7 protein-coding genes are annotated in these 12,730 nt (G+C 41.0%); 3 read left to right on the top strand and 4 right to left on the bottom strand.

The features are described 5' to 3' along the window. Positions 1 to 141 precede the first annotated feature (141 nt). A complete protein-coding gene (locus tag CDG60_RS17185; protein ID WP_087512196.1) occupies positions 142 to 2,118 on the top strand; it encodes a glycine betaine transporter in 1,977 nt (658 codons plus the stop codon). A gap of 56 nt (positions 2,119 to 2,174) precedes the next feature. On the opposite strand, the gene omp33-36 is transcribed toward CDG60_RS17185, so the two are convergent. Further along, positions 2,175 to 3,074, bottom strand: coding sequence for a porin Omp33-36 (gene omp33-36 / locus CDG60_RS17180; RefSeq protein ID WP_087512055.1), 900 nt, complete (start codon positions 3,072 to 3,074; stop codon positions 2,175 to 2,177). A gap of 1,237 nt (positions 3,075 to 4,311) precedes the next feature. On the opposite strand from omp33-36, the gene CDG60_RS17175 reads away from it, so the two are divergent. Continuing rightward, positions 4,312 to 5,949, top strand: coding sequence for a GGDEF domain-containing protein (locus CDG60_RS17175; protein ID WP_227542900.1), 1,638 nt, complete (start codon positions 4,312 to 4,314; stop codon positions 5,947 to 5,949). Positions 5,950 to 5,967: 18 nt separating this feature from the next. On the opposite strand, the gene CDG60_RS17170 is transcribed toward CDG60_RS17175, so the two are convergent. Next, positions 5,968 to 6,783, bottom strand: coding sequence for a toxin-antitoxin system YwqK family antitoxin (locus tag CDG60_RS17170; RefSeq protein WP_160117077.1), 816 nt, complete (start codon positions 6,781 to 6,783; stop codon positions 5,968 to 5,970). 211 nt (positions 6,784 to 6,994) lie between these two features. Between CDG60_RS17170 and CDG60_RS17165 the strand changes: the two genes are divergently transcribed. Continuing rightward, the gene (locus tag CDG60_RS17165; RefSeq protein ID WP_114272532.1) at positions 6,995 to 7,846 is read left to right on the top strand and encodes an OXA-727 family class D beta-lactamase OXA-727; all 852 of its coding nucleotides are present in this window, start codon (positions 6,995 to 6,997) and stop codon (positions 7,844 to 7,846) included. Positions 7,847 to 7,909: 63 nt separating this feature from the next. Here CDG60_RS17165 and CDG60_RS17160 read toward each other — a convergent pair whose 3' ends face one another. Next, the gene (locus CDG60_RS17160) at positions 7,910 to 9,589 is read right to left on the bottom strand and encodes a DUF262 domain-containing protein (RefSeq protein ID WP_087512057.1); all 1,680 of its coding nucleotides are present in this window, start codon (positions 9,587 to 9,589) and stop codon (positions 7,910 to 7,912) included. Positions 9,590 to 9,730: 141 nt separating this feature from the next. Further along, positions 9,731 to 12,562, bottom strand: a complete 2,832-nt coding sequence (uvrA, locus tag CDG60_RS17155; protein WP_087512058.1) for an excinuclease ABC subunit UvrA — start codon at positions 12,560 to 12,562, stop codon at positions 9,731 to 9,733. Between the last annotated feature and the right edge of the window lie 168 nt (positions 12,563 to 12,730).

Genomic DNA, 12,730 nt, shown 5'->3' with positions numbered 1-12,730 from the left:
CTGCAGTCTGCGCCATCCTGATTTATCCTGAGTCTGGGTTTAATTCATTTTCACTGAACCCGCTTTTTGTTTACTTTGCTGAACATCTTCTCTGACCTGCATGGTCTGTCATTCTTTTCAAAAAATAAAATTGGAGGAGTTATGCCTTCCAGAAAATCAACATGGTTTTCCAATATTAACCCGAACGTATTTTTCAGTACTGTTCTGACAATTGCCGCATTTCTGGCAGTTGTGTTACTTGCTCCCAATGCATTTGACCTGGTGACCAGGCAGATGAACCAGTGGATTACAGATTCCTTCAGTTGGTTTTATGTACTCTCCGTTGCCATTTTTCTGATTCTGCTGATTTATATTGCATGCTCAGACATGGGTAAAATCAAGCTCGGTCCTGAACACAGCGAGCCCAGTTACAGCAATTCATCATGGTTTGCCATGCTGTTTACCGCAGGTATGGGGATTGGTCTGATGTTCTTTGGTGTGGCTGAACCGGTCATGCACTATGTTTCTCCTCCTGCTGGTGAGGCACAGACTATTCAGGCTGCCCAGCAGGCTATGCGTATCACTTTTTTTCACTGGGGATTACATGCCTGGGCTATCTATACTGTCGTAGGATTATCCCTGGCTTATTTTGCGTATCGGCATAATTTACCTTTAAAAGTACGTTCGGCACTCTATCCGATCATTGGTAAAAAAATCTATGGACCCGCAGGGGATGCGGTCGATACTTTTGCCACTATCGGAACAGTTTTCGGTGTTGCGACCACACTGGGTTTTGGTGTGACACAGATCAATTCCGGTCTGAACTATCTGTTTGGTGTAGAGCAGTCGGCTGTGACACAGGTCATTCTGATTGTTGTGGTCAGTGCCATGGCATCTCTGTCCGTATTTCTTGGACTGGATAAAGGGATTAAACGGCTTTCAGAACTGAATCTGGGGCTTGCACTACTGTTGCTGTTGTTTGTGTTTTTTGCAGGTTCAACGATTTATCTGCTGCAGACAACGGTTCAGAATGTCGGTCAGTACATTTCCAGCCTGTTCAGCATGACATTTAACCTTTATGCCTATCAGTCAGATGGCTGGATAGGGGGCTGGACCATCATGTACTGGGCATGGTGGATTTCATGGTCGCCATTTGTAGGAATGTTTATTGCCCGTGTATCCCGTGGACGGAGCATCAGAGAGTTCATTTCCGGCGTACTGCTGATTCCGACAGGTTTTACCCTGATCTGGATGGGCTTTATGGGGAACTCTGCACTGTACAGTATTTTACAGGAGGCAAACACGGGTCTCATGCTGGCTGTGCAGAAAGACTCATCCGTTGCTTTATTTGAATTTCTGCATACTTTGCCATTTTCAGGCGTGATGAGTTCAGTTGCAACCATACTGGTCATGCTGTTTTTTGTGACATCGGCAGATTCAGGGGCACTGGTGACCGATATTCTGACTGCAAAAACTGAAGATTCTCCTGCATGGCAGCGCCTGTTCTGGGTTGTGCTCATGGCGGTACTTGCAGTTGTACTGTTGCTCGTGGGAGGACTGGGGGCACTCCAGTCTGCAACCATGATGAGTGCATTACCGTTTACTTTTATTATGCTGTTGATCTGTTGGGGACTGCTGAAAGCATTACGGCTGGATGCCACTAAAATGGAAGCCTTACAGCTTGCCCGCATTACCCCCCGTGCGATTCAGAATCCCCGTAGCTGGCAGCAGCGTCTAGGACTGATCATGCATTATCCACATACGCAGGACGAGGTGAAACAGTTTATTGCTCAGTCGGTACATCAGGCTTTTCTCAGTATTCAGCATGAGTTCCAGCAGCGTAAACTGGATGTCAGTATTTCAGAGGTCGAGGCAGGACTCCAGCTCAGGGTGGATCATCTGAATGAAATCAATTTCATTTACCAGGTTGTTTCACGTGAAACGACACCACCAGAGTTTATGGTCAATGACGGTATGGATGCTGAATATTATCAGGCAGAAGTTTTTTTGAGGGAAGGTGGGCAGAACTACGATGTCATGGGCTGGACACAGGAAGATCTGTTACAGGATATTATTGATCAGTATGAGCGTCATCTGCATTTCCTGAATCTGGTTCGGACACCGGAACAGCTGAAATAACGAAGACAAAAAAAGGACGCATAAGCGTCCTTTTCTGATTCAGTTTCTAAAATAACTTAGAAGCGGAATTTAGCATTTAAGCCAACAGTCTGAGTGTCACGAACTGTTGTACGAGCTGTTTTATCAGCTTCGTAGTTTGCATTTACGTAGCTTGCACCAACTGCAACAGCAGGAGTGATGAAGTAGTTTACGTTTGCAGCCCATGCTTTGTCTGGAGAACCAGCATAGCTTGATTCAGCGTAAGAAGCACCAACGCTTAAAGCAGGAGTCAAATAAAGATCTGTTTTCAGGTTGTAAGCAGTATCTTCACCGTAAACGATACCAGATTCAAAACCTACAGCCATGTTAGTACCATCAATAGCACCTACGTATTTAGCACGTGCAGTGATCGCATCCTGATCCTGGTTGATTGCAGCAGACTCAAGCGCAGCTTTAGCAACACCGTTGTTCATGATGTTGAAAGCATCATAAGAAGTCTGGTCAGCAACACTTGTATAACCAACAGCTACAAGGAAGTTAGGCGCAACTACCGCACCGAACTCAAGTGCATAACGGTCGCCATCATCATCTTTCTGACCGTCTTTACCGTCAGTGATTGTGTGGTTGTAGTTAACGCTTGCGTAAACAGGAACAACTTTAGTAGGAACATAAGCTTCAGCTTTTGCACCGATTGTGTGAGATACGAAGTTTTTGTCAGCATCAGCTTTAACGTCGTAATCACCATAGTTATAAGCCAGGGATGCATTTGAAGCCTGGTTTAAGAACGCTGCTTCAGCCAGTGGACCTTTTGAAGAATCAACATTTTTGAAGTAGTAAGTCCCTTGAACAGCACCAGTAAAGTTTTTGTCATTTACTGTGTTGTCAATATATTCAGACTGACCTTGTACTTCAAATTGATATGCTTGAGCACCGGTCATGGCTAATAATAAAGCAGTGGCTAAACCGAGTTTTTTCATAATAGTTACCAGTTTTGTTAAAAATGGATTAAACATTGTGCATTGTATTGTAACATTTTATTAAGTCAATGAACTAAAAGAACATTATTTTATTGAGCAATTATTCTAAATATAGTAACGGTTAAAAAAAGCACAATTAAGCTTTACTTTGTCAACCTAAAAACTGTTTTTAGAACAAGTGAATAAGCTGACCGAAATAATCTGACAGGAAAATAAGACAGATAAATGAGGAAAATTAATCATAAATAAAACAGATTGATTTGTATTTATTGATTGAAAATATCAATTTATTAGTGGTTTAATTCCTGATGAAATCTGAATAAAAAATGACATAAATTTCTGATTTAGGCCTGCTGGTTTACCTAAATAATTAGATTGTTTTAAAAATGATCAAAATAATAGTCATTCTGTGATTAAGTATAATGTTTTTTAAATATTTTGAGATATTAGACAAATACATTCAATTCATCGGACTTTACATAATTTGTGATTTAGCTCATAATCTGAAAATCAAGTCTGACTACTTTGGTCAACTTTATGTAATAGTTTCGTGATTTCTCTCATGATTTATTACTTGTGTTGCGATGTGTTGTTTTGATACAGCGTTGCAATGCAGACTCCACAAAAGTTTTACTTTTATCTGCCCAACTTTCCCCAAGGTTGGGCTTTTTTTTGCCTGAAAAACAGGTCTGTTAAAAGATTAAAATTATTGCACTATAATAGTGCGTTAAATCATATGATAATTGTCGATTAATAGTTATCAGCAATAAAAAACCCCGATTTCCTTAAAGAAACCGGGGTTTTTCGCCAAAATATCGGGAAAATTCAGAAAATCTGCTGAGGAATAATCTTATCTTGCCCTATTGAGGGGCATTATGCACTAATTTGATGCGGGTGTAAATATTTTTTAACTTGATTGTATATCATTGATATTTAACAATATAAATATTTTTACAGACCGTGTTTTCATCGTTGTCAGAAAAATAATTCGAACAGTGTAATGTGTGTTTATTAGCATTTATAATCAAATTATTGATATAAATCATTTAATACATAAAAAAGTGATAAATGTTATGATTATTTTATGTAAATATTTTATTTTTATGTAAAAATAAAATCTGAATAATATGGCTTCTGTACTTTTTCCAGCAGGTCAACATAATGAACAGGTATTGGGGTGTATCAGATCATGGCAAATTTGCGTTCTGAACATATAAGAAAAAAGCTGTTTTGGTCCATGATTGCAATTATTTTATGCATTCTTTTGATTTCATTGCCTTTAATTTACAGCAGTTATCAGTATTACAAAAAAGCATCGACCACACTGGTGGAAATCAATTCAATGCGGGCTGTTGCTGAGCTTGCCAATAAAGTATCCAGAGAGCGGGCTCCGGCAAATAAACTGATGTCGGGAGCAGCAGCTGATTTTCATGTGCATCAGCAGGAATTGAAACAATACCGTTCAGAGGTGGATCTTCAGTTTCAGCAGACTGTTGATGTGTTGAAACAGTCAGGCTTCCAGCTTGTCGCTGTTCAGCTGGAAAAAGAACTGGGAGAGTCTTTGCGGCAGGCTCGTCATGATGTGGATCGGGTTTCTTTACTTTCAACAGAGGCGAGAACACCCGCTGAATATGATTATGCGGTTCGTCAGATGTTCAGTGCCTGGGACAGATGCTATGAGGGACTGAGGAATGTGTTGCTGTCTTCCGTGGCGAAAGACACTACGGTTTCCAGCTATTACACCACAATCTTTATCCTGGCTGATTTGCGTGATCAGGCAGGGCGTATGGCTTCCAGTATTTTACCTTATGTTTCCTTCAATGAGAGAATTCCCAAAGACAACCTGGTCAGGTCTTTGCAGACGCAGAAGCAGATCAGCTATTTATGGGATCTGATTAATACACTGCAACAGGATAATGCCAGAACGCCGGAATATACAGCATTGCACCATCAGGTAAAAACAGAATTTCTGGATCAGGGAATACCTATGGTCTCTGGACTGATTGAGGAAAGTATCAATGGTTTACCGTATTCGGTTTCAGGCGTTCAGCTGACTGAAAAAATGGTCAGTAAATTTGCCACAGTTGTGGACTTACAGCACTATCTGCTGGATTACAGTCAGAACGTTGCAGAGGATGATGTTCAGAAAGCCGGACAGCGTCTGGGTTTCAGGCTGATACTGACCCTGATTTCTCTGGGAGCTGCTGTTTTTACTTTGCTGTACGCACGTAATAAGGTGTTTAAACCTCTAATCTACGCAAGAAATACATTACTTGATCTGTCCCAGTATGGAGAGAAGAAGCTCATATCAGAGAAAGCACTGGAAAAGATTTCTCTGCTTGAAGCGATCCAGAAACTTCAGGGGATGCTGCGCCAGAGGGATGTATTGGAAAATCAGCTGCGTAATCATGCTGCTACAGATAATCTAACAGGCGTCTCTAACCGGCTGGCACTGGATGAATATGTCAGCGCTCTGGAAACATCGTCTTCAGGATTGCTTAATACAGGTTTGATTGTGCTGGATATTGATAACTTTAAACAGATTAATGACAGCTATGGGCATGTGGTTGGCGATCAGGTGATCTGTTTTATTGCCGATCAGCTGAAACGTCATGTTCGGTCAGATGATCTGGTGGTTCGCTATGGGGGCGATGAGTTTCTGATTCTTTTTGCAAAAATGCAGATAAAGACCCTGTTCGAAATTGCTGAGAAAATCCGGACTGCGATCGCAGACAATAAGCAGTTTGATCAGTTCAGTATATCTGTGAGTTCCGGTGTGGCTGTGGGTGCGGAAAACTGGGAAGAACTGCTTGTCAAGGCAGATCAGGCACTGTTGCGGGCTAAGGAAAATGGTAAAAATATTGTGGAAGCCTGAAAACTTCCACACTGAAAGTTATTCTTCGTCTTTGAACCAGTCTATACACTGTTTTGTTGAAACTGGTTTGTTCATTTCATTCCAGCATTGTGCAGAGATGATTTTTCCTGTCTGATAATTCAGCACAGCCTGCGGTGTTCCGTCATCGTACCAGGCTTTATAGGTACCGTGGCGTTGTCCTTTTCGGTATTCGCCCTGGCGTTCCATCTGACCATTTCTGAACCACTGTTTCAGCTCACCCTGCATCTGACCATTTTCAAAACGTACATAGGTCCAGGGTTGGCTGTCTTCATACCAGCGCTGTTTCATACCATGCTGAGTATCATCTTTATAGCTCATGGACAGTGCCAGCTGACCATTGGGATGCCAGATGCGGTATTCACCATCTGATACTCCGTTGTGCAGGGTGGATTCCTGTTCTTTTAAACCACTGGCGAACCAGAAAGTCAGTTTTCCATTGTAAATGCCGTCAGTGTATGGAATACGGCTACGCAGTTTGCCGTCTGGATAAAAACTTTCAAACGTCCCTGAACTCTGGATATTGTCAGGAAAATGAACCAGATGTTCACATTCAGCCGCTTTCATGGATGGCTTTGCTGTAGTTGAAAATCTGGAGGTCAAAGGTGAACCATCTGGATAGTTATACTGAACTGACCAGGTTTGAGTTGTGGAGGTTTTCTGAATGACAGGTGTACATTTGGGATTTGCCTGCCATGGGTTATTGCTGCCATCGGAGGATGAACTGAAAATCACCATATTTTCATTCATATAACCTTCGGCAAGAGTATGTAAAGAAATCAGTGCAAGACTGACAGAGAGCAGATATTTATTCATTTTTAGCATTAATTTTAATTAGTCAGTAAAGTAAATTGTTTAATGATACGGTTTTAAGATGAGTCAGAATTTATCATAAAAATATCTGACATAAAAATAAACAGAATATTCTGCACGGTGCTGTTCAGAGACAAGGGATAAAAATACACAACTGTACAGTTATACAGAGCGATAGTTTTTATAATAGGGAAACACTTTTGAAATTTTGACGATGAAAAAAACACTGTTTTTTGCAGTTTCAGCGTGGATGCTGAGCGCATGTTCCGGGGGAGTCATGATGTCTGCGGACAATCAGCAGAAGTCACCATTCATATCTTCAAAGACAGAAGACAGTCGGATACAGCAGATCCTACAGCTGTTTAATGAAGCAGGTGCGCAGGCTGTTTTTGTCACTTTTGATGGCACTGTACTTAAACGTTATGGCAATGATTTAACACGTGCTCAGACTGAGTATATTCCTGCATCCACTTTTAAAATGCTGAATGCTTTGATTGGTTTGCAGCATGATAAAGCGACTTCGACAGAAGTTTTTAAATGGAATGGTGAAAAACGCTCTTTTCCTGCGTGGGAAAAGGACATGACTTTAGCTCAGGCGATGCAGGCTTCAGCTGTACCGGTCTATCAGGAACTGGCAAGACGGATAGGGCTTGAACTGATGCAGCAGGAAGTCCGGCGTGCCGGTTTTGGTAATGCAGACATTGGGAAGCAGGTTGATAACTTCTGGCTGGTGGGGCCACTGAAAATCACGCCTGAACAGGAGGCTCGATTTGCGTATGGACTTGCGACTGAGCAGCTGGGTTTTGATACTGCTGTACAAAAGCAGGTGAAAGATATGCTGTATATAGAAGGTCGTGGAGATGCGAAGCTGTATGCTAAAAGTGGCTGGGGCATGGATGTGAACCCTCAGGTGGGCTGGTATACCGGTTGGGTGGATGATGGTCATGGCAAGGTGACGGCTTTTGCTTTGAATATGCAGATGGAGCAGGGTGATGATGTTGGAGAAAGAAAACAGTTGACTCTGGATGTACTGGATAAATTGGGTGTGTTTTTTTATTTAAGGTAATTGATTGGATTGATTCAGAATAAATAGGGTCATTTATTCTGAATCAATTAATTTAATAGATAGTTAATCAGTGAAAACATATCCCCCGTTTTCTATCTCAGGATCCATTTCATCAATGCTTAAAGGTTGGCTATCTAAAGTATCATTATCTGTAAGTAATAAACGTTTGCTGATTTCTTGTGAAAAAATATTGCATCGTCTAGTGATGAAGAGCTCATAGTCATTTTCAAAAATACCTGATTCATTCAGATGAATTAGGTGTGTTTGCATATGATCATCAAGTGATGAGTTTTGCTTTTGAAAAGTGGTCATATACTCTGAAGGTGCTTTTGCACCTATTTTTCTTTTGTTTAAGAAATCATCAACAATTGTAATGTTGGCTATATGGTTGCTTTGATTTTCAAAAATATTTAATTTATTTAAATAAGCTTTTGGGAAAAAGTGATGATAGTTTTTACTGTTGGCTCGTTGTAGCCAATTATTACTAATGTGGACAATTGCACCATCAATAAATGAGACAGGGCGTTGATATGCCAGTATGCATAAAAGAGCTTTGATATAACTTCTTCCGGCATTGAAGTTCCCATTTTTTCTAATGAATTCAGGAGATGTGTCAATAGACCAGTCATAAACAGGGAGTTTTTCGTTTAAAATGTGATCTATTTTTTTAATATCCTGAGCGAGTTTACTCTCTACCGCACTTGAGTATCTTCCTCCCAGGCTGACTCGCCAAAAAAAATCTTCCAGCAATTTTTGTTTCTGTTCCAAAGGTTTATCTTTATGATAATAAAAGAAATAGGCAAAAGGAGCTAATAAAGAGTTATAAGGCAACAGCTTTGAAACAGGGATACGATAATAGCTTCTGAAATAATCTACAGCAGCTTCTATGGCAATGACCACTTTATCCCAAATAGCAATAAAGTCATTTTTATTGAGGTGGAGAATATGTTTTCGGCTACATTCCTTACTTAGAAGTAAAGAAACTATCTGTAGGACTGTTGCATCTGAAATAGTGTCATATTCAACTTTTTTAAGTGACTTTATAAGATTTTCATATTTTTCGGAAAGATCAAATTTCTGAGTTGAATCGTATGTTTTAGCAACCATAATTTCAAACAGTGATAAAGGTTTACCCCCTACATTAATACGGGTAAAGATTTCAGTTGCAACATCAATAGATGCTTCTTTAACTTCAATTAAGGAAAAATTATATCCAAGGATTGTTTGCTGGTATTCAGCCAGTCTAGTGTGAAACTTTGGATCATAACTGCTTAATGTAATGAAACTGGCATTGATTAAATCAGTCAGACTGATAAAGGATTTCTCTTCCAGATTGCTGATATCTATAGTGACGATTTGCTCTTCATAAGTTGCTTTGAGGTTAATGTAAATTTTACTGAAGTCATCCTGTTTTGAACCTCTTTTTATAGTCAGTCCTTTCAATGCACAGAAAAGGCTGGTCAACCGCTGCTGACCATCGAGTACATATTCTGCAAAGTCACCATCTGGTACAGGAGGTAAGCTGACATTCCCAAGATCTTTGACTACACGTAGGGTTTCTTTGGTTTTCCATGTTATGAAAGTACCGATAGGATATCCTTTAAGGATACTGTCAATTAAATTGGCTGCGCGTTCCAGACTCCAGACGTACTCTCTCTGAAACTGGGGGATTTTGATTAAACCTTTTTCAATATCCGCAAGAAGCGTTTTGTATGGTAAGTTTTTTGGCTCAGGTAAATTCATATTATTCAAAAGTTTGGTGAAATTTTTAAATAATTATGAAGTAAATCAGATACTAATGCTATGTAATTTACTTGAGATTTATCTTAAATATAATAAATCTCAAAAAATTATTGTGTCTAATGTTAATAAAAGATTGGAGGATTACTTCAGCATCGGCTTCAAGAACTTCGCCGTATGTGAAATTTTAGATTTTGATACTTCTTCAGGTGTACCCTCAGCAATAATCTGACCACCACCAGCACCACCTTCAGGACCCAGATCAATCACCCAGTCGGCAGTTTTAATCACATCCAGATTATGCTCAATTACCACAATGGTATTACCCTTGTTGCGTAGCTCATGAAGAATATCCAGAAGCTTCGCAATATCATGGAAATGCAGACCTGTGGTTGGTTCATCCAGTACATATAAGGTCTTACCTGTATCACGCTTCGCCAGTTCACGAGCCAGTTTGACACGCTGTGCTTCACCACCTGAAAGGGTAGTGGCAGATTGACCCAAACGGATATAACCCAGACCGACCTGGTTTAAAGTTTCCAGGCGACGGTGAATCACAGGAATTGCATCAAAGAAATGCATTGCATCTTCAACGGTCATGCCCAAAACATCAGAAATATTTTTACCCTTATAGCCAACTTCCAACGTTTCACGGTTGTAACGATCACCATGACAAGCATCGCATGGCACATACATATCAGGTAAGAAATGCATAGCCACTTTGATCATGCCGTCACCCTCACAGGCTTCACAGCGACCACCTTTCACGTTAAACGAGAAACGACCCGCAGCATAACCACGTGCTTTAGCTTCAGGTGTTTGCGCAAACAGTTCTCGGATTGGCGTGAATAAACCTGTATACGTTGCAGGGTTAGAACGTGGTGTACGACCAATCGGGCTTTGGTCAATATCGACGACTTTATCGAGAAACTGTAAACCATCAATCGAGTCAAATTTCTCAGCTGTAAGTGTCGTTGCACCATTGAGCTGAGTCGCTGCAAGCGGTAACAAAGTACGGTTAATCAAGGTTGATTTACCAGAACCTGAAACACCTGTTACACAGGTCATAATGCCAAGCGGAATGGTTAAATCGACATTCTGTAGGTTATGACCACATGCACCCATCAGCTTGATTTTTTCATCAGGCTTAGGTGGTTGAGTACGCTGTTTCGGTACTTCGATTTTTAATTTACCTGACAGATATTGACCTGTTAAAGACTCTTTATTTGCCAGAATTTCATCATAAGTCCCTTCGGCAATCACATGACCGCCGTGAATTCCTGCACCAGGACCGATATCAATAATATGATCGGCAGCACGAATCGCATCTTCATCATGCTCAACGACTAAAACGGTATTGCCGAGGTCACGTAAACGTACCAAAGTTTCCAGTAGACGATCATTATCACGTTGATGTAGACCAATCGATGGTTCATCGAGGACGTACATCACACCCATTAAACCTGCACCAATTTGCGAAGCTAAACGAATACGCTGTGCTTCACCGCCAGACAGCGTTTCTGCAGAACGTGACAGGCTTAAATAATTCAGACCGACAGAAACAAGGAAGTGCAGACGCTCACGGATTTCTTTAAAAATTTTATCGGCAATTTCACCTTTTGCACCCTCAAGATTTAAATCCTGATAATAATGTTCTGCATCGCCAATCGACATTTTAGTGATCTGTGCAATGGTTTTGTCTTTGACGCGGACATGACGTGAAATTTCATTCAGACGAGAACCACCACAGGCATCGCAGGCAGCATTGGATAAATACTGTGCCAGATCATCACGGACATAGTTGCTTTCAGTTTCACGATAGCGACGTTCCAAGTGTGGCAAAATTCCTTCAAAGGCTTGCACACGACTGTGTTTACGACCACGTTCATCGACATAACTTAGATCAACTTTTTCTTTGCCTGTACCGTATAAAAATTTCTTTTTGGTGTCAGCATCCAGTTCATTCCACGGTGTATCCAAAGAAAAACCGAAATGTGCAGCCACTTTTTCAATCATGCTGTAATAGTATGGGCGCTGTCTGTCCCAACCACGAATTGCGCCTTGGCTGATTGACACATCAGGGCTTGGAATCAGTTTGTCTGCACTGAAATGGCTACGTGTTCCTAAACCATCACAGGTTGGACATGCACCGAATGGATTGTTAAATGAAAACAGGCGTGGTTCGAGTTCAGCAACGGCGCGGTCACATTCAGGACAGGAGTGTTTGGCTGAAAATACTCGCTCAGGCTGTTCGCCATTCATCCATGATAAAACTGCAATATCGCCACCTAAACGCAGTGCAGTTTCAAAACTTTCCGCAATACGGTTGCCGAGATCATCACGGACTTTAAAACGATCTACCACCACTTCGATAGTATGCTTTTTCTTTTTATCGAGTTCAGGTGGGGTATCGATATCAATGACTTCGCCATCAACACGGGCACGTACAAAACCCTGACTTTGCAGTTGTTCAAACAGATTGCTGTATTCGCCTTTACGGTCACGTACCACAGGGGCAAGCAGCATCAATGCTGTACCTTCTTCCAGACCTTTTACAACATCGACCATTTCCGACACAGTCTGTGCAACCATCGGCAAGTCATGTTCAGGACAGTACGGTGTTCCGACACGTGCATAGAGCAGACGTAAATAGTCATAAATTTCAGTAATGGTTCCCACGGTTGAACGTGGGTTATGACTGGTCGATTTCTGTTCGATGGCAATGGCTGGGCTTAGACCCTCAATCGAATCGACCTCTGGCTTTTCCATCTGTGATAAAAACTGACGTGCATAAGCGGAAAGCGATTCGACATAACGACGCTGACCTTCGGCATATAAAGTGTCAAATGCCAGAGATGACTTTCCTGAGCCTGAAAGTCCCGTGATCACCACAAACTTGTCGCGTGGAATATCAAGGGACACATTTTTTAAGTTATGGGTACGTGCGCCTCGAATACGGATATGACTTTGGCTCATAAAACAGTCTCGGAATTGTGCAAATTTAAAGTGATATATGATAGCGATTTAATTTTGTTCAAGCTGTATTAATTCGTTTTTTCACGACAATTTATGTCGGATCAGGTGTCTTTGTTCAGTCATATCTGCATATAAACGCTGCAATACAGATAAAGTTCACTTTTTATG

Source organism: Acinetobacter chinensis, assembly GCF_002165375.2.
In the GTDB taxonomy this organism is placed as follows: Bacteria; Pseudomonadota; Gammaproteobacteria; order Pseudomonadales; family Moraxellaceae; genus Acinetobacter; species Acinetobacter chinensis.
This window is presented reverse-complemented; position numbering and strand designations above follow the sequence as displayed.

Excerpts from the sequence above, each read along its gene's own strand:
- uvrA (WP_087512058.1), bottom strand. The coding sequence starts at position 12,562 with ATGAGCCAAAGTCATATCCGTATTCGAGGCGCACGTACCCATAACTTA.
- CDG60_RS17170 (WP_160117077.1), bottom strand. The coding sequence starts at position 6,783 with ATGAATAAATATCTGCTCTCTGTCAGTCTTGCACTGATTTCTTTACAT.
- omp33-36 (WP_087512055.1), bottom strand. The coding sequence starts at position 3,074 with ATGAAAAAACTCGGTTTAGCCACTGCTTTATTATTAGCCATGACCGGT.
- CDG60_RS17185 (WP_087512196.1), top strand. The coding sequence starts at position 142 with ATGCCTTCCAGAAAATCAACATGGTTTTCCAATATTAACCCGAACGTA.
- CDG60_RS17165 (WP_114272532.1), top strand. The coding sequence starts at position 6,995 with ATGAAAAAAACACTGTTTTTTGCAGTTTCAGCGTGGATGCTGAGCGCA.
- CDG60_RS17175 (WP_227542900.1), top strand. The coding sequence starts at position 4,312 with ATGATTGCAATTATTTTATGCATTCTTTTGATTTCATTGCCTTTAATT.
- CDG60_RS17160 (WP_087512057.1), bottom strand. The coding sequence starts at position 9,589 with ATGAATTTACCTGAGCCAAAAAACTTACCATACAAAACGCTTCTTGCG.